The 21,243-nt window shown below is 51.5% G+C and carries 19 protein-coding genes and 1 riboswitch; of the genes, 7 read left to right on the forward strand and 12 right to left on the reverse strand.

Annotated features, from left to right (window positions below):
* Positions 1-5: 5 nt before the first annotated feature.
* A riboswitch (cyclic di-GMP riboswitch) is annotated at positions 6-115 on the forward strand.
* Between the two features lie 168 nt (positions 116-283).
* The 6 genes from ACJ8W9_RS07145 to zapD all read left to right on the forward strand — a co-directional run bounded on the left by ACJ8W9_RS07145 (position 284) and on the right by zapD (position 6,212).
* Complete coding sequence (locus ACJ8W9_RS07145; RefSeq protein ID WP_411360754.1) at positions 284-793, forward strand: pilin; 510 nt, start codon at positions 284-286, stop codon at positions 791-793.
* Between the two features lie 118 nt (positions 794-911).
* On the forward strand, positions 912-2,609 hold the full coding sequence (gene pilB, locus ACJ8W9_RS07150) for a type IV-A pilus assembly ATPase PilB (RefSeq protein WP_411360755.1): 1,698 nt from the start codon (positions 912-914) through the stop codon (positions 2,607-2,609).
* Between the two features lie 11 nt (positions 2,610-2,620).
* Positions 2,621-3,856 carry a type II secretion system F family protein gene (locus tag ACJ8W9_RS07155; protein WP_411360756.1) on the forward strand — a complete coding sequence of 412 codons (1,236 nt, stop codon included), beginning with the start codon at positions 2,621-2,623 and terminating at the stop codon, positions 3,854-3,856.
* A 1-nt stretch (position 3,857) separates the two neighbouring features.
* A complete protein-coding gene (locus tag ACJ8W9_RS07160) occupies positions 3,858-4,745 on the forward strand; it encodes a prepilin peptidase (protein WP_411360757.1) in 888 nt (295 codons plus the stop codon).
* On the forward strand, positions 4,745-5,368 hold the full coding sequence (gene coaE, locus ACJ8W9_RS07165; RefSeq protein WP_411360758.1) for a dephospho-CoA kinase: 624 nt from the start codon (positions 4,745-4,747) through the stop codon (positions 5,366-5,368). Before ACJ8W9_RS07160 ends, coaE begins: the two co-directional genes overlap by 1 nt.
* 1 nt (position 5,369) lies before the next feature.
* Positions 5,370-6,212, forward strand: coding sequence for a cell division protein ZapD (zapD, locus tag ACJ8W9_RS07170; RefSeq protein WP_411359189.1), 843 nt, complete (start codon positions 5,370-5,372; stop codon positions 6,210-6,212).
* A gap of 3 nt (positions 6,213-6,215) precedes the next feature.
* Here zapD and mutT read toward each other — a convergent pair whose 3' ends face one another.
* The 3 genes from mutT to ACJ8W9_RS07185 are packed head-to-tail and all read right to left on the reverse strand — an operon-like array spanning position 6,216 to position 10,282.
* Complete coding sequence (mutT, locus tag ACJ8W9_RS07175) at positions 6,216-6,614, reverse strand: 8-oxo-dGTP diphosphatase MutT (RefSeq protein WP_411359190.1); 399 nt, start codon at positions 6,612-6,614, stop codon at positions 6,216-6,218.
* Positions 6,598-9,312, reverse strand: a complete 2,715-nt coding sequence (secA, locus tag ACJ8W9_RS07180; protein WP_411359191.1) for a preprotein translocase subunit SecA — start codon at positions 9,310-9,312, stop codon at positions 6,598-6,600. Before secA ends, mutT begins: the two co-directional genes overlap by 17 nt.
* A gap of 37 nt (positions 9,313-9,349) precedes the next feature.
* Positions 9,350-10,282: a peptidoglycan DD-metalloendopeptidase family protein gene (locus ACJ8W9_RS07185; protein ID WP_411359192.1), complete on the reverse strand. Its 933-nt coding sequence runs from the start codon at positions 10,280-10,282 to the stop codon at positions 9,350-9,352.
* 36 nt (positions 10,283-10,318) lie between these two features.
* On the opposite strand from ACJ8W9_RS07185, the gene ACJ8W9_RS07190 reads away from it, so the two are divergent.
* Positions 10,319-10,792: a hypothetical protein gene (locus ACJ8W9_RS07190; protein ID WP_411360759.1), complete on the forward strand. Its 474-nt coding sequence runs from the start codon at positions 10,319-10,321 to the stop codon at positions 10,790-10,792.
* A gap of 11 nt (positions 10,793-10,803) precedes the next feature.
* Here the strand turns inward: ACJ8W9_RS07190 and lpxC are convergent, their stop codons facing one another.
* The 9 genes from lpxC to murD all read right to left on the reverse strand — a co-directional run bounded on the left by lpxC (position 10,804) and on the right by murD (position 21,227).
* Positions 10,804-11,718 carry a UDP-3-O-acyl-N-acetylglucosamine deacetylase gene (lpxC, locus tag ACJ8W9_RS07195; RefSeq protein ID WP_411359194.1) on the reverse strand — a complete coding sequence of 305 codons (915 nt, stop codon included), beginning with the start codon at positions 11,716-11,718 and terminating at the stop codon, positions 10,804-10,806.
* Positions 11,719-11,851: 133 nt separating this feature from the next.
* Positions 11,852-13,066, reverse strand: coding sequence for a cell division protein FtsZ (ftsZ, locus tag ACJ8W9_RS07200; protein ID WP_411359195.1), 1,215 nt, complete (start codon positions 13,064-13,066; stop codon positions 11,852-11,854).
* 64 nt (positions 13,067-13,130) lie between these two features.
* A complete protein-coding gene (ftsA, locus tag ACJ8W9_RS07205; RefSeq protein WP_034731349.1) occupies positions 13,131-14,363 on the reverse strand; it encodes a cell division protein FtsA in 1,233 nt (410 codons plus the stop codon).
* Between the two features lie 5 nt (positions 14,364-14,368).
* Positions 14,369-15,139, reverse strand: a complete 771-nt coding sequence (locus ACJ8W9_RS07210; protein ID WP_411360760.1) for a cell division protein FtsQ/DivIB — start codon at positions 15,137-15,139, stop codon at positions 14,369-14,371.
* Between the two features lie 3 nt (positions 15,140-15,142).
* Positions 15,143-16,057, reverse strand: a complete 915-nt coding sequence (locus ACJ8W9_RS07215) for a D-alanine--D-alanine ligase (RefSeq protein WP_411360761.1) — start codon at positions 16,055-16,057, stop codon at positions 15,143-15,145.
* A complete protein-coding gene (gene murC, locus ACJ8W9_RS07220; protein ID WP_411360762.1) occupies positions 16,054-17,556 on the reverse strand; it encodes a UDP-N-acetylmuramate--L-alanine ligase in 1,503 nt (500 codons plus the stop codon). The genes ACJ8W9_RS07215 and murC overlap by 4 nt, the downstream gene beginning before the upstream one ends.
* Positions 17,547-18,611, reverse strand: coding sequence for an undecaprenyldiphospho-muramoylpentapeptide beta-N-acetylglucosaminyltransferase (gene murG / locus ACJ8W9_RS07225; RefSeq protein ID WP_411360763.1), 1,065 nt, complete (start codon positions 18,609-18,611; stop codon positions 17,547-17,549). The genes murC and murG overlap by 10 nt, the downstream gene beginning before the upstream one ends.
* Positions 18,608-19,861, reverse strand: coding sequence for a cell division protein FtsW (ftsW, locus tag ACJ8W9_RS07230; protein ID WP_411359200.1), 1,254 nt, complete (start codon positions 19,859-19,861; stop codon positions 18,608-18,610). Before ftsW ends, murG begins: the two co-directional genes overlap by 4 nt.
* Positions 19,854-21,227, reverse strand: coding sequence for a UDP-N-acetylmuramoyl-L-alanine--D-glutamate ligase (gene murD, locus ACJ8W9_RS07235; protein ID WP_411359201.1), 1,374 nt, complete (start codon positions 21,225-21,227; stop codon positions 19,854-19,856). The genes ftsW and murD overlap by 8 nt, the downstream gene beginning before the upstream one ends.
* Between the last annotated feature and the right edge of the window lie 16 nt (positions 21,228-21,243).

Consider the following 21,243-nt stretch of genomic DNA (forward strand, 5'->3'; position numbering starts at 1 on the left):
GGCAATGCTTTAAAAGGCAAAACCACTGGAAAGTGGTGACGCAAAACCTCCGGTCCTAGCGGTGTCTATTTCAGTTTTTACTGAAATTGTGCTGGCGGATAGCGGGGCTGCAAGCTAAAGTCTGGTGAATGGCGTGGCTTTTTTGACTACTCGGTCGCAAGCGCATTCACTGTCTTTCGGCTGGTGCAGAGTAATAAGTTGTTGGTGTGACCACCAACACGGAAGTCACCCAGACAACAACAATAATGTTTATTTTACTTACGTTACTTTCGGGAGATCTAAGATGAAAGCGCAAGTACAACGAGTTAAAACTCAAGTTCAACGAGGCTTTACCCTTATCGAATTGATGATCGTAGTTGCGATCATTGGTATTTTGGCAGCGGTTGCAATTCCGCTCTATTCTGACTACACGCAGCGCGCGTTGGCTAGTAATGGTCTTTCAGCGTTGAGTTCTTATAAAACGGCAGTAGCACTTTGCTATCAAAAACAAGGTAATTTGACCGGTTGCGACCACGCCACCAACGGTATCCCAGGTTCTGTTACGGGTGCTAACCAAGTTAACGCTTTAACAGCAGTTACTGTAGATGAGGGGGTGATTTCTGCAACTCTCGAAGCTCAACCAGCTACTGCAGTTGAAGGCTCTACAGGTATCGAGATAACTTTGACGCCTGTCGCTGCAGCTAACAGTAGCAACTTAAATTGGTATATTGGCTGCTCAGACACTGGTGAGAATACAAGAGTCGATGGTTGCGAAGGTGCGAAAGGTTACGCAGGTCCAGTAGCGGCGGACTAGTTTGAAAGTAATCTAATTCAATTTTCGTAGAAGTTCATCGAAAAGCATGTAACTTTTAATTATTGATAGCCTCACCAGACATATATTTGGTGAGGCTATATTACCTTAGATAGATTGTATGCTACACCACTCCCTTGCGGCGCTTTTGCTGCGTGACAGACGAATTCCTGAAGCGCAACTTAAGAGTTGTAGCGAATACGCATGGGAAACCAAATTACCATTTACCAGCGTTGTTATTGAGCGCAAGCTTATCAAAGCAAATGAGCTCGCTGCTTTTTGTTATCAAGAATCAAACTGTCCTTGGCTTGACCTTGATACTTTCAATCAAGAACTTATTCCCCCACAATTTATCAATGAGCGGTTAATTCGCAAGAACCATGCGGTGCCTTTGTATCAGCGTGGCAATGTGCTCTATATCGCGGTATCTGATCCCACTCGAATTGAAACCCTTGATGAGTTTCAGTTCCGTACGCGCCTGCAAGCTGAGGCGGTGTTGGTTGAAGAAGATAAGCTACAACGCCTTATTGATAAGTTGTTGGAAAATGAAACCTCCATGCTCGGCGTTACTGCCGAGGATGAACAAGAACTGCGTGAAATCGATGCTGATGGCGAAGTTCAAGATGACAAAGGATCAGTAAGTGTCGATGGCAAAAACGACGCACCCATTGTTATCTACATCAACAAAATGCTGCTCGACGCGATTAAGCGAGGCGCTTCGGATTTGCACTTTGAGCCCTACGAAGGCGAATATCGGATTCGTTTCCGTATTGACGGCGTATTGCACGAAATAGCACGCCCTCCTTACGCGTTGTCAAATCGTATCGCCGCACGTTTGAAGGTTATGTCGCAGCTCGATATTGCCGAACGCCGCTTACCACAAGATGGCCGCATTAAACTGCGTTTATCCAAACATAAAGCCATCGATTTCCGGGTTAGCTCGTTGCCGACCATGTATGGTGAAAAAATAGTGCTGCGGATTTTGGATGCCTCTTCGGCGATGTTGGGTATCGAAGCATTGGGTTATGAACCGGAGCAACAAAAGCTCTATGAAGAGGCGCTGCAGCGCCCGCAAGGCATGATTCTAGTGACCGGTCCCACGGGGTCGGGTAAAACCGTCTCACTCTATACGGGGCTGAATATTCTCAATACGCCCGAGGTGAATATTTCAACGGCGGAAGACCCGGTTGAAATTAACTTGTACGGTATTAACCAAGTACAGATTAATGTCAAAGCCGGCTTAACCTTTGCCGATGCTCTGCGTTCGTTTTTGCGGCAAGACCCTGACATCGTCATGGTGGGTGAGATTCGAGATCTGGAAACTGCAGAAATTGCCATTAAGGCGGCACAAACGGGTCACTTGGTTCTTTCGACCTTGCACACCAACTCAGCTGCGGAAACACTGACACGTTTGATGAACATGGGCGTGGCCACCTACAACATCGCCAGTTCTGTGTCATTGATTATTGCCCAGCGCTTGGCGCGACGCTTGTGTAATGAATGTAAGGAAGAAGAAGAAATTCCCCGTGAAGAACTGATTCGTCAAGGCTTCAAAGAAGAGGAGTTACCTGGTTTAACAATCTTTAAAGCGGTCGGTTGCGACCAGTGCACCAGCGGCTTTAAAGGTCGTACAGGTGTATACGAAGTTATGCCGGTGACAGAATCGATTCAAGAGCTTATTATGAATAACGCAGGCTCGTTGCAAATTGCTCGACAAGCCCATAAAGACGGCTATCCTTCATTAAGACATTCGGCCCTGAAAAAGGTGGCTGACGGTATTATCAGTCTGGCGGAGGCGAACCGCGTCACTAATAACTAAGGCTTAGCGCTATGGCTACTGCAGCAAAAAAATCAAAAAAAGTAGACGACTTCAGTGAGTTTCAATGGCAAGGATTGAACAAACGCGGCCAAAAAGTAAAAGGTATTATTCGCGGCGATAGCGAAAAGGAAGTTCGTACCAAACTCCGCGACCAAGGTATTAATCCTCGTTCAGTTAAGAAAAAAGCCAAGCCGCTACTCGGTCACAAGAAGATCAAGGGCGGTGATATTGCGCTCTTTACCCGACAAATCGCCACCATGCTCGAAGCGGGTGTGCCCTTATTGCAAAGCCTCGAGATGGTTGCGCGCGGTACCGACCACGTCAAAGTGCGCAACTTAATGCTGACCATTGCTGATGACGTCGGTTCAGGTTCGCCGCTGGCTGCATCATTGCGCAAGCATCCTGGCGTATTTGATCAACTTTATTGCGACTTGGTTGATTCGGGTGAACAGTCCGGCTCGCTGGAGTCGATTTATGACCGTATCGCGACCTATCGCGAGAAATCGGAAGCACTGAAGGCAAAAATCAAAAAAGCTCTAGTCTATCCATCCGCAGTTATTGTGGTGGCTATCGTGGTGACCATGATTCTTTTGGTTTACGTAGTACCGCAGTTCGAGTCGGTCTTCGCGGATTTTGGTGCGGAACTGCCGGCGATGACGCAGTTTGTGGTGAATTTATCTGAGCTAGTGCAAGCCTACGCGATTTATATTATCGCCGGCTTTATTGCCGCGATTTTCTTGTTCCTTCGAGCCATGACCTACAACGAGAAATTTCGCGACAGAGTCCAGGCTATTTCCCTCAAGATTCCGGTCATCGGCATGATCCTCAATAAAGCCGCAGTCGCCCGTTTTGCTCGTACCCTGTCGACGACTTTTGCCGCCGGTGTACCGCTAATTAGCGCACTCGATTCCGCCGCAGGTGCCTCGGGTAACTCAGTCTATCGCGATGCCATTTTACGAGTGCGCGATGACGTGACCTCGGGTATGCAGATGAACACGGCAATGATCAACGCAGACGTCTTCCCGACCATGGCCACGCAAATGGTCTATATCGGGGAAGAGTCAGGCTCCCTTGATGACATGCTGGCTAAAGTGGCCGATGTGTTTGAGCGTGAAGTCGATGACTTGGTCGACAACCTTACCGCCTTGCTCGAACCCATGATCATGGTGGTCATTGGTATCTTAGTCGGTGGCCTTATCGTCGCTATGTACTTGCCTATCTTCAACCTCGGCGCCGTGGTGGGGTAAAATGTTAGACACAATTTACGAACTGTACCCAGCGTACAGCGCCCTTACTTTGTCGCTCGCTTTGGTGCTAGGCCTTGTGGTGGGTAGCTTTTTGAATGTGGTGATTGGCCGCTTGCCGGTGATGCTGCAACAGCAATGGCGACGCGATTGCGCGGTTTATACCGAAGATACCAAAGCGCAAAAAGAACTCGATAAGCAGCCGGTATTTAATATTGCGACGCCAGGCTCGCACTGCCCCAAGTGCAAACATGCAATTAAATGGTATGACAATATTCCCGTCGTCAGTTGGCTGTTGCTAAAAGCCAAGTGTCGTAACTGCCAGCAACCGATTTCTGGGCGCTATCCAGCGATTGAAATTCTTACCGGCGTGACCTTCGCCAGCATTGCTTGGTTCTTTGGATTTGGCTTCCCGACGCTGTATTACATGGTGTTTGCCGCGCTTCTCATTGTGCTGTTTTTCATTGATTATGACCACATGCTGCTGCCCGATAACCTCAACTATGTGGTGCTCTGGCTTGGCCTTTTTGTAGCTTGGTACGGCGGCCCTGTAAGCCTGCATGATGCCGTCATTGGCGCCATTGGCGGGTATTTGTTCTTATGGTCAGTGTATTGGGCGTTTAAGCTACTGACCGGCAAAGAAGGCATGGGCTACGGTGACTTTAAGCTCCTAGCTGCACTCGCCGCTTGGACCGGTTACCAGCAACTGCCAACTATCGTTATTGCCTCAGCGTTCAGTGGCGCAGTGATTGGTATTGCACTGCAAATTATTCAACGCAATAAGCGCGGGCAACCGATTCCCTTCGGTCCATTTCTGATCTGCGGTGGCGTTATTGCGCTGATTTGGGGCGAACAGCTGCTTAACTGGTATTGGGGGCTAGTGCGCATCTAATGTGGGTGTTGGGCTTAACAGGTGGCATAGGTTCAGGCAAAACGACTGTCTCTGATCTCTTCGCAGCGCATGGCATCACTATTGTCGATGCCGATGTGGTCGCGCGTCATATTATGGACCCTGGCTCGGCAGCCCTTGATGCCGTCAAAGCGCACTTCGGCCAAGCCGCCTTACAAGCCGACGGTACGCTAAATCGTGCCTGGTTGCGCGCCAAGGTATTTAGTGACCCTAGCGAAAAACAATGGCTGAACCAGCTGACACATCCTCTCATTCGCCAAGAAATTCTTGCCCAATTGCAGAGCGCCCAGTCACCCTATGTGATTTTGTCCGCTCCCTTACTCGTTGAGAACAAACTTACGGAACTATGTGACCGCGTGCTAGTCGTAGATGTAAGTGAAGACACACAGCGCACGCGAACTCTACAACGCGATAAGGTAACTAGGCACACAACTAAGGACCAAGTAGAGCAAATTATGGCAGCTCAAGCGACCCGCCAACAGCGGTTAGATGCAGCAGACGATGTCATCAATAATGACGGTGACATCGCGCTTTTGCCTGCGCAAGTTTCCGCTCTGCACGCCCGTTATCTCACGCTCGCGCACGACCAACGGCAGGATGCATGAGATGAGCTATCAAGCGGATATGTTCGCAAGCGTTGCAACAGGTGAAGAAGCCGCTATGATAGAGCCAATGAGCGAGTCAATGAGCGCAACAAGCCCAAGTGAAACAATTGATTACGAATATCCGTTGCACGAGCGGGTACGTACCTACCTGCGCCTCGAACACCTCAAGCAATTGCTCAAACCTACCAACGAAGTCGATGCCAGTAACTATTCGCGCTATTTCGATGCACTGTTCGCGATTCTAGAATTGTGCGAGCGTAGCGACGTGCGCACCGATGTCCAAAAAGACCTCGACCGCCGTCGAGCTCAACTGAAAGTGTGGGCGCAGCATCCTGATGTCAATCAACAACAGGTAGCAGAATTAAACGAGCGCGTGCAACAGGCTTACACCGCGATTCAATCGATGACGCGTATTGGCAGTGCGCTCAAACAAGACCGTTTGTTAAGCGTCACTCGGCAGCGCTTTGGTATGCCCGGCGGCACTTGTAATTTTGACGTGCCGCAATTGCATTTTTGGCTGCACCAATCACAGCAAAAGCGCAGCGCTGACTGTGGTCGTTGGTGGAACGAGTTTGAAGCTCTCTTCAACGGCTTAGAGTTAGAACTTGAATTATTGCGCGGCCAAGCACCCTTTCAGTGGGTGGTCGCCGAAGGTGGTTTGCTGCAAGAAAGCACCGAGCCACTGAGCCTACTGAGAATTCGCGTGCCGGCCACGGTTCCCGCCTACCCTGTCATTAGTGGTCATAAACAGCGCTTCAGCATTCGTTTCCTGAGTAATGCGCCACAGCAAGGCAAAGCTTCCTACGAAAGCGATGTCGAATTTGAAGTGGCGTTGTGCCCGTAATGATCAATCGATCAAAAGGTCAATGATGGCTTCGTTAGCTTCGGGGAATTGATAGGCTTGTAACGCGTAAACCGGCACCCAGCGCCATTCTTGACCTTCACGCTGGGCAATCTCGCCACTAAACGAAATAACCCGCCAGACGTCCAAGACGACGCGTTTATCGCCGTAATTGTGGTGGATAACAGTCAACGGCGAAGCTGATTGCACCTGAATATTGCATTCTTCGCGCAACTCGCGCACCAAAGCATCGTAAACAGTTTCTTCGGCTTCAACCTTGCCACCGGGAAACTCCCACTTATCACCTTGATGCAAATCTTTATGGCGTTTGCTGATAAAAATCTCGCCGTTGGCGTTATTGATCACGCCAACAGCGACATGCACAGCTTTAGGCGAGTTTGCCATGGCAATGTTTATATTTTTTACCAGAGCCACATGGGCAGGGTTCATTGCGGCCAACACGCGCAGTGTCAGCGGCAGCGGCCGACGCTTCGGTGGCGTTGGTGCCGCTAGTGCTTGCGCCTTCGTGCTGATATTGCTGACGTTGAGCTAAACGCTCCGCTTCTTCACGACGCTTGCGTTCCACCGCTTCGACGTCTTCTTCGGCGCGGACACGAACTTTACTCAGAATGGTCACAACGTCGAGCTTCAGGGCTTCTAGCATATCGGCAAACAGCTCGAATGCTTCGCGCTTGTACTCTTGACGCGGGTTTTTCTGGGCATAGCTACGCAAGTTAATGCCTTGACGCAGGTGGTCCATCGCGGCCAAGTGCTCTTTCCAATGTTGGTCAAGACTTTGCAACATGATAGCTTTTTCGAATTGACGCAGAACTTGCTCGCCGACCTGCTCTTCTTTCGCCGCATAAGCTTTTTCAAGCTCTTCTTGAATCCGCTCACGCAAGATTTCTTCGTGCAGCTTGTCGTCTTCATCCAGCCATTTTTGCACCGGTAATGGCAAATCGAAGTCTGAACGCAAACGCTCTTCAAGACCATCAATGTTCCACATCTCAACCAGTGATTGTGGTGGAATATACTCGTTGAGTACGGTTTCAATCACATCACCACGAATGACTTTAATGGTTTCGGAAATATCGCCTTCATCGAGCAATTCGTTGCGTTGCTCATAGACCACTTTACGTTGGTCATTAGCAACGTCATCGAACTCAAGCAAGGCTTTACGTACGTCAAAGTTACGTCCTTCGACCTTACGCTGCGCGTTTTCAATAGCGCGGGTCACCCACGGGTGCTCAATCGCTTCACCGCGCTTCATACCCAGCCGCTTCATCAAGCCGGCCATGCGGTCCGAGGCGAAGATACGCATCAAACTGTCTTCTAGTGACAAATAGAAACGCGACGAGCCTGGATCACCCTGACGACCCGAACGACCCCGCAACTGATTGTCGATACGACGCGATTCGTGGCGTTCAGTACCGATAATGTGCAAGCCGCCAGCCGCAATCACGTCGTCGTGACGCTTCTGCCATGCAGCTTTCACTTCCTCAATCACTGCTGGTGATGGATCTTCAAGCTGCTCAATCTCACTTTGTAAGTTACCACCGAGCACGATATCGGTACCACGACCGGCCATGTTGGTCGCAATGGTGACCGCTCCTGGCAAACCTGCTTGCGCAACAATATCTGCTTCTTTAGCGTGGAACTTGGCGTTCAGGACGTTGTGCGGAATCTTTTTCTTCTTCAAGAAGTTCGACAGCAACTCTGAACTTTCAATCGAAATAGTACCCACCAACACCGGCTGCATCTTGGCGCGACACTCTTCGATGTCGGCGACAATGGCTTCGTATTTCTCTTGCGCGGTGATGAAAATCAAGTCTGGACGGTCATCACGAATCATCGGCTTGTTGGTCGGAATGACCACGGTTTCCAAGCCATAAATCGACTGGAACTCAAACGCTTCGGTGTCCGCAGTACCGGTCATACCGGCCAGCTTGTTGTACAAGCGGAAATAGTTCTGGAAGGTAATCGATGCCAAGGTCTGGTTTTCGTTTTGAATTTTCACACCTTCTTTGGCTTCCATAGCTTGGTGCAAGCCTTCAGACCAACGACGGCCTTCCATGGTCCGGCCGGTGTGTTCGTCAACAATGATGATTTGGTTGTCTTTGACAATGTAATCAACGTCTTTGGTAAACAGATGGTGGGCGCGCAACGCCGCGTTGACGTGGTGCAACAAGGTGATATTCGCTGCAGAATACAACGAATCATCTTCACCTAGCATGCCGCGCTCTTTCAAAATGGCTTCGACATGTTCTTGGCCATCTTCAGTTAAGTGCAGTTGTTTGGCTTTTTCATCAATGGTGAAATCGCCTTCACCGCGTTTTTCTTCGGTGTCTTCTTCTTCGGCGCGGGTCAACAACGGCACGATTTCATTCATTTTCATGTACAGTTCAGAACTGTCTTCAGCCGCGCCCGAAATAATCAGTGGGGTACGTGCTTCATCGATCAAAATCGAGTCGACTTCATCGACAATCGCGTAAGAAAGTTTGCGTTGCACGCGTTCTTTTGGCGAAAACGCCATGTTATCGCGCAAATAATCAAAGCCGAATTCGTTGTTAGTACCGTAGGTGATGTCGGCAGCATAGGCTTCTTGCTTGGCTGCATGCGGCATGCCAGGAATATTAAAAGCTACGGTCATGCCCAAGAATTCAAATAGTGGACGGTTGGTCTCGGCATCACGGCGCGCCAAGTAGTCGTTCACAGTGACGATGTGCACGCCATTGCCAGTCAACGCATTCAAATAGGCAGACAAGGTCGCGGTTAAGGTTTTACCTTCACCGGTACGCATTTCGGCAATGCGGTTGTCGTTGAGGATCATACCGCCCACCAACTGCACATCGAAGTGGCGCATATTGAACACGCGCTTACTTGCTTCACGCACAGTGGCAAAAGCTTCTACCAAAATGTCATCTAATGTTTCGCCATTCGCTAACCGTTGTTTGAACTCGACTGTTTTTTGTTGGAGTTCGCTGTCGCTGAGTGCTTCAAACTCGGGCTCGAGGGCGTTAATCGCGTGGACCTTTTTTTGCAAGCCTTTCAGGATGCGGTCATTGCGACTACCGAATACTTTGCGGAAAAGACTACCTAACATGAGATTATTTTACCTGTTTTAGAATGACTACGAAGCGCTACTGCGCTTCGCGATACACATATTTGCGCGGGTCAATCTGGCGCCCATTGCGTAATACTTCATAATGCACGTGCGGCCCGGTGGAGCGTCCCGTGCTACCTAGAATGGCAATTTTTTGCCCACGAGTGACCACATCACCCGCTTCAACCAATAACTTTTCACTGTGCCCATAACGGGTTTTTAGGCCGCCGCCGTGGTCAATTTCGACCAATAAGCCGTAACCATAGCGCTCGCCGGCCCAGGTGACGACACCAGCACCTGTCGCTATCACCGCGGCATTTTCTTCTAAGTTGGCAAAGTCGATGCCGTGGTGCATCGTCGGTGAACCGTTGAACGGGTCTTTGCGCACACCGTAGTGCGAACTTAACCAACCACTTTCAACTGGGCGCCCAGCAACGTAGCTCTCTGCAGAGATATGATGACTCATCAGCACAGATTCAAGTACGGTCAGTTGATTTTGTTTCTCTTCGAGTTGCGCAAGTAAAGCATCAAGCTCACCGACAACATCACCGGCAGCGACTTCTGGCGCCTCTAAAATAGAAGCTTCAGGGCCACCTATATACTCGAGCGCAGGATCACTGGTGAATTCATCGGCTGGAATATCTGCTACACCGGCGAGACGTTCACTGACCTGATCGAGTTGGCGCAATTTCGCGCGCATCTCACCCAACTGCATGGTCATTGCCGTGAGCTTTTTTTCGGTTTCAGCTTTGATCGCTTTGACCGCCTCAGATTGTGCGGCTAACTGGACTTGTTCGGCGCTAATTTTGGCGCGTACTTGGCCAGCATCGAGCCCCATCAACCCTTGCCAGGGCTGCCAAAATAGCAACACCGACGCCAGCGTAATACCCATCAAAGTAAAGGTACGACGGCGACTCAAGCGTAATGCAAATTTGACTTTGGAGCCTTTGTAGAAGACTGTTAAACTCATGCAACCTCTCTATAAAAGGGACTCGGATATAGCACCATGGCGCGCCGTCGACCGAAACACTTACAACAGCTCTTTGGCAGTCAGCAATTACAACAATTTGCTGACTTTACCGAGCAATATCAGCTCTGGCAACAGCTACTTAGCAACTGTTTACAAGAAACATCGTTAGCTGAGCTCGCAGCAAGTTGCGAGGTGATTGCGGTTCGCGCACCGTCCCTTATTATTCAGGTTTCTTCAGCTGCTATTGGGCAGCGGATAAAAACCGAGCAAGGGCGCATTATAACGCATTTTCAAACTCATGCTACGCCTGCGGTTGCTTCTCTTGAAGTACGCATTCGCCCTAGTCGCCAGGCGGTCGCGCCAGAGCCGCGTACAGTACCGCAAAAAGCCGCGCCAAAAGAGTTAGTTACCGAGTCAGAAACGGTGAAGAAGCTACGCGAACAAGCGGCTCTTTGTGAAGAGCCGCTGCGGTCGCAATTACTAGCTTTAGCAGATAAGTACAGCGGGTAACGCGCGGAGCGTTACGCCGTTGCAGTGTTGGTGAAAGCGATAGGAGCTTCGGCGGCTTCGTCTTCGAAGGTGACGAATTCCCAAGCTTCTTGATGTTGCAGAACGGCACGCAACAACTGATTGTTCAATGCGTGACCTGATTTAAAGGCGCGTAAATGACCTAAAATCGCATGACCACCCATGTACAAGTCGCCTACCGCATCTAAGATCTTGTGTTTGACGAACTCGTCGTCATAACGCAGACCATCGCTATTCAAAATACGGAACTCATCTAACACCACTGCGTTATCGAAGCTGCCGCCTAACGCTAGATTGTTGGCGCGCAAGAACTCGATATCTTTCATGAAACCAAATGTACGCGCACGGCTGATTTCTTTCATAAAGCTGTGGGTACTAAAGTCCATGCTTACCACTTGGTTGGTGTCAGCAATCGCCGGATGGTCGAAGTCGATGGCAAAGTCGATGCGGAACCCATTATGGGGTAGTAGTTCCGCCCACTTGTCATCTTCTTCGACACGAATCGGCTGTTTGATTCGGATAAACTTTTTCGCTGCGCCCTGTTCTTCAATGCCCGCACTCTGGAGCAGGTAAATAAACGGATGCGAGCTACCGTCCATGATTGGAATTTCATGGCTGTCAACTTCGATAATGAGATTGTCGATACCCATTGCGGCAATCGCGGCAAGCAAATGCTCGACCGTTGATACACGCACGTTATCTTCATTGATTAAACACGTACACATACGGGTATCGCGCACCAACTCAGCGTCGGCACGAATATCAACCGCAGGTTTCAGATCGACACGACGAAACACCAAGCCGGTATTTGCCGGCGCTGGGCGCAATGTCAACTTCACCTTATTACCCTTGTGCAAACCCACACCTGTGGTCGCAATAGGTTGTTTAATAGTGCGTTGTTTCATCATTTGGTCTCGTTCTCACTATCTCGTCTGACCAGTAAAAGGCGCAATAGTTTACCGAAAATTCGTGAAAACTGCAATTTTGTACAGTTGCTTACGAATAATTTACGCTTTTACACCCAATTTTTGAGCCGCTAAGTTAGTCTACTTGGCGGCGCAAAAATGCTGGAATGTCTAGATAGTCCATATCTTTGTTACTGCTTGCTTGTGGCTTACTTGCCGGCTTTTCCAGCTGTACTTCGTACTCTTCTTGTTCCAGCTCTTCTGGTTCATTATCGAGTACGCGCGCTGTCGCTGCACCGCCGCCTTGGTAACCTGAGTTACGGCCGTAGCTTGTTTCACGCGCTTTGTCGCGGCCGTTGTTCACCAGCGAAATATCTGGTTTACGCTCAGCACCAATGCCAGTAGCAACTACAGTAACACGCATCTCTTCCGACATATCTGGGTCGATAACGGTACCCACAATCACGGTCGCATTTTCAGCGGCAAAGGCTTTCACGGTGCTACCGACGGTTTCAAATTCATCGATGCTCATGTCCATACCAGCGGTAATATTGACTAGTACGCCACGGGCGCCAGAAAGATCGATGTCTTCCAACAGTGGACTGTTGATTGCCATCTCTGCGGCTTCTTGCGCTCGTTCTTCACCGCGCGCAACACCGGTACCCATCATCGCGGTACCCATTTCACGCATGACCGCACGCACGTCGGCAAAGTCGACGTTGATCAAACCGGTACGGGTGATCAAATCGGCAATACCTTGCACCGCGCCAAGCAAAACGTTGTTGGCAGCACTAAAGGCGTCGAGCAAGCTAGTGCCCTTACCAAGTACTTTCAACAGTTTTTCGTTTGGAATGGTGATCAGCGAGTCAACGAAGCGCCCTAATTGCGCGATACCTTCGTCGGCAACTGCCATCCGCTTGCGCCCTTCAAATGGGAACGGCTTGGTAACCACGGCTACGGTTAAGATGCCCAGTTCACGCGCAACTTCCGCAACCACTGGCGCAGCACCGGTACCGGTACCACCGCCCATACCTGCAGCGATGAAAATCATGTCCGCACCTTCAAGGTGCTTCTTGATCTCTTCGCGCGACTCTTCTGCGGCTTGACGACCGATATCAGGATTCGCGCCAGCACCGAGTCCTTTGGTGATGTCGTTACCTAATTGAATGGTCACGTGGGCACCATGGTTACGCAATGACTGCGCATCGGTGTTAGCAGCCAAGAACTGCACACCCTCAATAGATTCGCTGATCATGTGCTTCACGGCGTTACCGCCGCCACCACCTACACCGATCACTTTAATGACTGCATCGCTGTCAAAATTGTCAAGTACTTCGAATACTTCAGACATGTTGTTTCTCCTTTTACCTGCTTATTGTACTACCCCAAAAAACTTTTCCAAAGTGTTGATTTACTTAGAATTCACCTTTAAACCAACCGTGAACGCGTTTCCACATACCGATCACGTTGTTGTCTCGCGCTTCTTCTTGGCGCGATTGTATGTCTTGCTGGCCGTAGCGCAGCAAACCGACCGCCGTGGCGTAGGTTGGATCTTGCACATAATCACTCAAACCGTGCATACCCAACGGCTCGCCTAAGCGAACTGGCATCTGAAAAATTTCTTCGGCAAATTCAATGGCACCTTCCATGCGACCACAACCACCGGTTAACACGATACCGGCGGCAATTTGCTCATCTAAGCCACTTTGCTGGATTTCTTCACGAATCAATTCGAATAATTCTTGGTAGCGTGGCTCTACCACCTCAGCCAAGATATGCCGCTGCATCACCCGCGATGGACGCCCACCTACCGATGGCACTTCGATGTTGTCGTCTTTACTGACCAACTGGCACAGCGCGCAGGCATACTTGGTTTTAATTTCTTCAGCGTGATTCAGCGGGGTACGGAAGATCTTCGCAATATCACTGGTCACTTGGTTACCCGCCGCTGGAATCACCGCGGTGTGGCGTAGTACCCCACCGGTATAAATACAAATATCAATGGTGCCGGCGCCCATATCGACCAACGCCACACCTAAGTCTTTTTCATCATCAGTCAGCACCGAGTGGCTCGAAGCCAGTGCGGAGAAAATCAAACGGTCGACACTCAAGCCACAACGCTCAACGGCCTTCTCGATATTTTTAGCCATGTCATTAGCGCAGGTGACGATGTGTACTTTGGCTTCCATGCGCACGCCAGACATGCCAATCGGACTTTTGATGCTTTCTTGCGAGTCGATGACAAATTCTTGCGGCAGCACATGTAAAATACGGCGTTCTTGCGCAATAGGTACCGATTTAGCGGCATGAATCACGCTATCAACATCGTCTTGCGTCACTTCTGCTTCGTTGATCGGGACCATGCCACTTTCGTTTTGACAGGCGATATGACGACCAGAAATATTCAAATAAACCGAAGCGATGCGACAGTCGGCCATCAACTCGGCTTCTTCTACCGCGCGTTGAATTGACTGCACCACCAGGTTCAAGTCATTCACGCCGCCTTTGTCCATGCCACGCGCTGCGGCTGCGCCAACGCCAATTACGCTAATCTCGCCGTCAGGCATGAGCTCGCCAATCAGTGCCACCACTTTGCTGGTGCCGATATCCAAGCCAACGACCATATTCCGCTCTGTTGCTTTTGACATGCCTTTTAACTCTCTTGTTGTTGTTCTGCTGCAACTTCTTCTTTACTGCGCCAGCGCACCGCAACACCGGTGTCGTAACGCAAATCCACTGACTCCAGCGGCAACTCTTTGTGCTTTTCTAACTGCGGATACAAATCAATAAATCGCTGTATCCGTTCTAATAAGGCTTCGCGCCCTAACCGCAGTTGCAAACCATTTTGCAAAACCAGCTCCACCGCAAAACGTTCGCTTAACTCCAACTGCTGTACCTGAAAACCATTCAAACCAAGTAGCTCGCTGGTGTTGCGGTATTGCTGCACCACTTCAGCTATGGCGTGTTCGGGGCCCGACAAGTACGGCAAACTCTGTTCCAGTACTGACTTGTCGGCGTAAAACACCTCGCCTGCTTGGTTCACCAACGCGTCATCGCGCTGGTTCGCATTCCAATGGGCAAGCGGCTTCTGCTCGACCAAAAACACTTTCAAAATATCCGGCCATTCCTTGCGCACCGACGCTTGTGCGACCCAAGGCATGGCCTCAACCCGCGCCCGTATCTCATCGACATCCGCTGAGAAAAAACTACCCAGCGGTTCGCCCAACAAGGTGGTGCGTACATCTGCCGGCGTCACATACTGCAACTCGCCCTGCACCACTAGCCGCTTTAACGGTACTTCTTGCGCGTCCATGGCGGTGTAGTACAGCCAGCCAATGCCAGCTAAGGTACCGATCACCACGACTGCGAAAAAACTTAACCCCGCCCAAAACTGCCATGTAATTGTGCGTTCGCTCGCAGCCATACATCAGCTCTCACAACGACGCAAAATCTCAACCACTAACTCGGCAAAACTCATGCCAGCCGCCTTGGCTGCCATGGGTACTAAACTTTTTTCGGTCATGCCTGGCACCATGTTTGCTTCGAGCAAACGAAAATTGCCAAACTTGTCGCACATCACGTCAATGCGCCCCCAGCCTTTGCCGCTCAAACAAGCAAAGGCTTCTTCCGCGAGTTGTCGCAAGGCCATTTCTTCCAACTCTGACAAGCCCGCAGGACAATGATACTGAGTGTCGTTGGCCTGATACTTGGCATCGTAATCATAAAATTCATGGGTGGTCTGCAATCGAATCGCTGGCAATGCTTGGTCACCCAAAATGGCCACCGTATATTCCGGCCCCGCCAACCAACTCTCGACCAAAGCTTCGGCGTCAAATTCATGCGCCAAGGCAATCGCCTTAGTTAAGCCCGCAGCATCTGCCGCCGAGCTCATGCCAATACTTGAACCTTCTTGCGCTGGCTTTACCATTACTTTGCCGCCGAGCTCTTCTAACAGGTGCTTAGCATCGTAAGCTTGACCCTTGCGGATCACGCGACTGGTCGCCACGGGTAAGCCAGCCGCTTGCCAAATTTGTTTGGTTTTCACTTTGTCCATTGCCAAAGCACAGGCCAATACCCCACTGCCGGTGTAAGGAATTCCCAAATAATGCAGCGCACCTTGAATGGTGCCGTCTTCGCCGCCACGCCCATGCAAGACGTTAAAAGCGCGCTGGAAACCTTGTTCTTTTAGCTCGGCGAGCGGATTATGCGCTGGATCAAACGGATGTGCATCGACACCAGCTTCGCGCAACGCTTTGGTCACGGCTTGGCCCGACCGCAGACTCACTTCGCGTTCGGCCGAATCACCACCCATCAATACTGCTACTTTGCCGAATTCACTCATCCCTGCGCCTCCTTGAATGCAGCACCCGCGGCTCTTAATGCCTCGGGTTGCAGTTCAGTCGCTGCGAGATCTTTGGCAATGGCGCCGATATTGCCGGCACCTTGTGCTAGCACGATATCCTGCGGATGCAGTATGTCCGCAAGCACCTTCATCAATTCGCCGCGGTCACCGACGTAAATCGGTTCAACTTTGCCGCGCAAGCGCAACGATTTTGCCAACGAGCGACTGTCTGCGCCTTGCACCGGCGCTTCGCCAGCACTATAAACATCTAGCAGCAGAAGCACATCAGCTTCTGATAGCACCGAGACAAAATCGTCATACAAGTCGCGTGTCCGCGAGTAACGATGCGGCTGGAATGCCATCACCAAGCGGTGCTCAGGCCAACCGGCACGCGCCGCAGCAATGGTTGCCGCCACTTCGGTCGGGTGATGACCATAATCATCAATCAACATCACCTCGCCTTGTTTACCCTCACGGGCGCAGGCGAAGTGACCTAAATTCTGGAACCGCCGACCGATGCCACCAAACTGCACCAAGGCGCGCTGGATAGCTGCATCGTCGATGCCCTCATCGGTAGCGACCGCAATCGCCGCCAAGGCATTCAGTGCGTTGTGATGCCCTGGCAGATTCAAGGTCACCTCGAGCGGTTGCCGACCATCGCGCAACACCGTGAAGTGACTCTGACCACCCTGTTGACGATAGTTACTGCCGCGCACGTCGGCATCGTCATTAAAACCGTAAGTAGTAATGTGACGACCAATGCGGGTGCGCAGTTCACGAATCACTGGGTCATCAACACACATCACCGCCAAACCGTAAAACGGCAGGTTGTGCAAAAACTCAAGATAGGTGTCGAGTAAGCGGTTAAAGTCGCCACCGTAGGTATCCATATGATCCGCTTCGATGTTGGTGACCACCGCCACCATCGGCTGCAGGTGCAAAAACGAAGCGTCAGACTCATCAGCTTCGGCAATCAAGTACTTACTGCTGCCCAACCGCGCGTTGCTGCCAGCACTATTGAGCAAGCCACCGATGACGAACGTCGGATCCAGCTCAGCCTCGGCGAAAATGCTAGCGATTAAACTGGTAGTCGTGGTTTTGCCGTGGGTACCGGCCACCGCGATACCATGACGGAAGCGCATCAGTTCAGCCAACATCTCGGCGCGCCGCACTTGCGGAATACCCGCTGCCTTGGCTGCTTGCAACTCGACATTGTCGGCGCGAATTGCCGAACTCACTACCACCACATCTGCCTGTGCGACATTTTCTGTCGCATGACCGATAGCAATGCACGCACCTAGGTTACGTAACCGCTCGGTATTGGCATTCTCCGCCATGTCGGAGCCGCTGATGCTGTAGCCTTGGTTCAGCAACACTTCGGCAATACCGCCCATGCCGGCACCACCGATGCCAACAAAATGAATACGCTTCACGCGCCGCATTTCCGGCACGCTCACCACGGTGAAAGGCGTTTTCATTGTGTTGCTACTCATAACCATTGCTCACATCGCTCCACTACTGCTTGCGTTGCTTGTGGACGCGCCGCTGCTTGCGCATTCCGCCGCATCTCACTTAATTTTTCGGGATGTGCCAACCAGTCACGCAACAGCGCCACCAATGGCTCAATTTGTTCTAATTGCGGCTGTGGTAACACCACGCCGGCGCCTACTCGCTCGAGTTCTTGTGCATTGGCAGTCTGATGATCGTCCACCGCATGCGGCAATGGCACAAAAATCGCTGGGGTACCGACAACGGCTAATTCACTTACCGTTAATGCGCCAGCGCGACAAATCACGACATCTGCCTCGGCATAGGCTGCATGCATCGCATCGATGAATTCCAGCACGGTCACCGCGGCAATACCGCTCGCTGCATACGCGGTTTCAACTTCAGCGACCCGCCCTTTGCCGCACTGATGCACCACTTGCAGCCGCTCAGCTTGGTTTAACTGCTTGAGCGCGGCAGGCACCGCTTGATTCAAGGCTTGCGCGCCGAGGCTACCGCCCACCACCAATACTCGTAATTTGTCACTCGCAGCTGGCGCACTTGCCGCGGCCCACTCGGCGCGCAACGGATTTCCCGTCACTTCGGCACCAGGTAACTGCTGTTGTGCCGCAGCAAAGCCGACCATCACATGGCTGGCAAAGCGCGCCAGCATTTTGTTGGTCATACCCGCCACGGCGTTTTGTTCATGCACCAACAACGGGATCCCTGCAGCTTTCGCCGCTAGCCCCGCCGGACCGCAAACATAGCCACCAAAGCTGACAACGAGCTGGGTGTTGTTGCGACGATAAATCTTGCGACATTGACCAATCGCTTTAAGCATGCGCAATGGCATTGCCAATTTACGCAGCAGGCCATGACCGCGCAGTCCTTGCATGCTGATTTGCTCTAGCGCAAAACCCGCGGCCGGCACCACTCGCGCTTCCAGGCGCTGCTCGGTTGTGCCTAACCAAGTAATACTGTGGCCTTTGGCGCGCAATTGCTCGGCGACTGCCAGTGCTGGAAACACATGACCGCCGGTTCCGGCAGCAGCGATAACGATGTGACTCATACGCTGTTCCTCCGCCGTCTGATACCTGAACGTGGTGCTGCTTTCACGGTTCTCTTGCGTTGCTCGTAATCGATACGCAATAACAGCCCCAGCGCAATACAGCTGACTAGCAAGCTGGTGCCACCGTAAGAAACAAATGGCAAGGTCAGCCCCTTAGTTGGCAGCATGCCCGCTGCCGCGCCGATATTGACCAACGCTTGGAAGGCAAACCAAATGCCGATGCCGTAGGCCACGAAGGCGCCAAAGCGCTCATCAAGGCGTAAGCCGCGACGGCCAATGAGCAACGCTCGAATAACCATGGCGAATACCGCCACTAAAACGCCCACTAAACCAAGGAAACCGAGCTCCTCGCCGACCACCGCCATAATAAAGTCGGTGTGTGCCTCAGGCAGGTACTGCAATTTTTGAATACTGTTGCCCAGTCCTTGGCCCATCCAATCACCGCGACCAAACGCCATAAGCGACTGGGTCAACTGATAGCCGCTGCCAAAGGGGTCTTCCCAAGGGTCAAGAAACGAGGTGACGCGCTTCATCCGATAGGGCTCTTTGATGATCAGTAAAGTAACGCCCAGTGCCAGCACAATCGAGATGGCAAAGAACTGCCACAAGCGCGCGCCAGCTAAAAACAACATGCCGACTACGATGGCGATCATCACTGCTAGTGAACCGAAGTCTGGCTGCATCAGCAGCAATACTGCAAAGAAGAACAACACTACCAGTGGCTTAATAAATTCGCGCAAATTCTCTTGCACCAAATCGATGCGTCGCGCCAAATAACTACTCAGATAAATCACGAAAAAGAACTTCGCGAGCTCCGCGACTTGCAGTGTCATCGGCCCCACTTTGATCCAGCGGCGCGCACCGTTCACTTCATGACCGACCACCAACACCACAATTAATGAGGCTAGTGCTGCAAGCAGCAATCCGGCACTGCCTTTGAACCACCAGTCCGAAGGAATCTGCACGGCAATTGCTAGCAGTCCCAAGCCGAGGGCAACATAAAGACTGTGGCGGATGACGAAATGGAATGGATTGCCGGTCAGACGCTCTGCAATTGGAAACGAAGCCGAACTGACCATGATAAAGCCGAATGCCATCAGCCCTAGCGCCAGCCATAGCAAAGCACGATCGTAGAGCACGCTCTCTTCGGGCAACCACCATTGTTGCAGGCGCTGCCACAAGCTTGGCTCCAGCGCACCCTGCTGAATACCTAATTCAAGTTGCTGTTCAGTGCGCGCTGTTTCAGCCATGCGACACCTCCGCAACTTGTGCGAGCACCGCCGCTTTGAACACTTCACCGCGTTGCTCATAATTCTTGTACATATCGAGACTGGCGCAAGCAGGTGCCAGCAATACCGTGCTGTGTTCGATGGCCTGCTCCGCCGCGGCCGCAACCGCTTGGCTCATGTCGCTAACGCGAATAGCGTCACCGCCGAAGTGTTGTGCCACACGCTCCGCATCACGGCCAAGTACAATCAACTCATCGACTTGTTTCAAGGCTGTGCGGAACACACTAAAATCAGCGCCCTTGCCGTCGCCACCCGCGATCAAAATCAACTTGCCCTGCACCAGTGGCCGCAGGCCTTGAATTGCTGCTTCCGCTGCACCAATATTGGTGGCTTTCGAATCATTTACCCAGCGCACACCATTGGCTTCTGCTACCAACTCACAACGGTGTGGTAAACCAGTGAAGTTGCGAACCGCATCCAGCACTGTCTGCGGCTCAATGCCCAGAGTCTGCACTAAAGCCAGCGCCGCTTGGATATTCAATAAGTTGTGCACGCCACTTAACTTTAACTCCGAGGCTCGCAACAGCGCTTGATCGCGGTAGTACAAAGTGGCTTCACTATCGTTTAACTCTAGGCCAAACAAACCTGGCACTTCGAGTTCCGCACTATCACTACCAAAGCTAAGTTGTTGCTCAAAAGCTAAATGGTCGGGTGCGGTTAAGCGCTGGTCACGATTCCAGATACCGGTGCTAGCGTTGTTGTAGATCCGATGCTTAGATTGCACGTAGTGCGCCCGGCTAGCATAGCGATCAAGATGATCATCGCTAATGTTCAATAAGGCCGCTGCGTGCAACCGTAAGTCGTGCATCGTATCGAGCTGAAAGCTCGAAAGCTCGATTACATAGACGTCAACATCAGCGGCCAGCACGTCGAGCATTGGAATGCCGATATTGCCACCCATGGCAACCTTTTTGCCGGCAGCACTGAGTAATTCAGCCGTCAGCTTAGTGACCGTTGATTTGCCATTCGAGCCGGTAATACCCAGCACTGGAGCCTGTGCGTACTGGGCAAAAATATCTGCATCACCGACCAGTGGGATATCAGCATCTGCGGCCATCTGTAACGCCGGATTACGGAGATCTAGACCAGGACTCACTACCAATAGATCGCAGGCCAGCAGTTCAGCGACATCAAGAGGACCGGTGAACAACGTCAATCCAGCTTCTTGCACCAGTTGTAGCGCCGCTGCTGGTGGTTGTTCACGCGTATCAAATACTACCGGACGCAACCCTTGTTGCAGCAAGAAGCGCACACACGACAGCCCTGACTGGCCGAGACCGACCACGCCAATGCTGTCATAGTTGTCGAGTGCTGCTAAGTAGCTCATTGCTGCGTTTGCATCC

This window comes from Pseudidiomarina salilacus (assembly GCF_047323925.1).
Taxonomy (GTDB): domain Bacteria; phylum Pseudomonadota; class Gammaproteobacteria; order Enterobacterales; family Alteromonadaceae; genus Pseudidiomarina; species Pseudidiomarina salilacus.

Bases quoted from the DNA above. Each gene is read 5' to 3' on its own strand.
- ACJ8W9_RS07185 (WP_411359192.1), bottom strand. From the start codon at position 10,282: ATGAGTTTAACAGTCTTCTACAAAGGCTCCAAAGTCAAATTTGCATTA.
- ACJ8W9_RS07155 (WP_411360756.1), top strand. From the start codon at position 2,621: ATGGCTACTGCAGCAAAAAAATCAAAAAAAGTAGACGACTTCAGTGAG.
- mutT (WP_411359190.1), bottom strand. From the start codon at position 6,614: ATGGCAAACTCGCCTAAAGCTGTGCATGTCGCTGTTGGCGTGATCAAT.
- murC (WP_411360762.1), bottom strand. From the start codon at position 17,556: ATGGTTATGAGTAGCAACACAATGAAAACGCCTTTCACCGTGGTGAGC.
- zapD (WP_411359189.1), top strand. From the start codon at position 5,370: ATGAGCTATCAAGCGGATATGTTCGCAAGCGTTGCAACAGGTGAAGAA.
- ACJ8W9_RS07215 (WP_411360761.1), bottom strand. From the start codon at position 16,057: ATGAGTGAATTCGGCAAAGTAGCAGTATTGATGGGTGGTGATTCGGCC.
- ACJ8W9_RS07210 (WP_411360760.1), bottom strand. From the start codon at position 15,139: ATGGCTGCGAGCGAACGCACAATTACATGGCAGTTTTGGGCGGGGTTA.
- ACJ8W9_RS07190 (WP_411360759.1), top strand. From the start codon at position 10,319: ATGGCGCGCCGTCGACCGAAACACTTACAACAGCTCTTTGGCAGTCAG.
- pilB (WP_411360755.1), top strand. From the start codon at position 912: ATGCTACACCACTCCCTTGCGGCGCTTTTGCTGCGTGACAGACGAATT.
- murD (WP_411359201.1), bottom strand. From the start codon at position 21,227: ATGAGCTACTTAGCAGCACTCGACAACTATGACAGCATTGGCGTGGTC.
- ACJ8W9_RS07145 (WP_411360754.1), top strand. From the start codon at position 284: ATGAAAGCGCAAGTACAACGAGTTAAAACTCAAGTTCAACGAGGCTTT.
- ftsW (WP_411359200.1), bottom strand. From the start codon at position 19,861: ATGGCTGAAACAGCGCGCACTGAACAGCAACTTGAATTAGGTATTCAG.
- lpxC (WP_411359194.1), bottom strand. From the start codon at position 11,718: ATGATGAAACAACGCACTATTAAACAACCTATTGCGACCACAGGTGTG.
- ftsZ (WP_411359195.1), bottom strand. From the start codon at position 13,066: ATGTCTGAAGTATTCGAAGTACTTGACAATTTTGACAGCGATGCAGTC.
- murG (WP_411360763.1), bottom strand. From the start codon at position 18,611: ATGAGTCACATCGTTATCGCTGCTGCCGGAACCGGCGGTCATGTGTTT.
- ACJ8W9_RS07160 (WP_411360757.1), top strand. From the start codon at position 3,858: ATGTTAGACACAATTTACGAACTGTACCCAGCGTACAGCGCCCTTACT.
- secA (WP_411359191.1), bottom strand. From the start codon at position 9,312: ATGTTAGGTAGTCTTTTCCGCAAAGTATTCGGTAGTCGCAATGACCGC.
- coaE (WP_411360758.1), top strand. From the start codon at position 4,745: ATGTGGGTGTTGGGCTTAACAGGTGGCATAGGTTCAGGCAAAACGACT.
- ftsA (WP_034731349.1), bottom strand. From the start codon at position 14,363: ATGTCAAAAGCAACAGAGCGGAATATGGTCGTTGGCTTGGATATCGGC.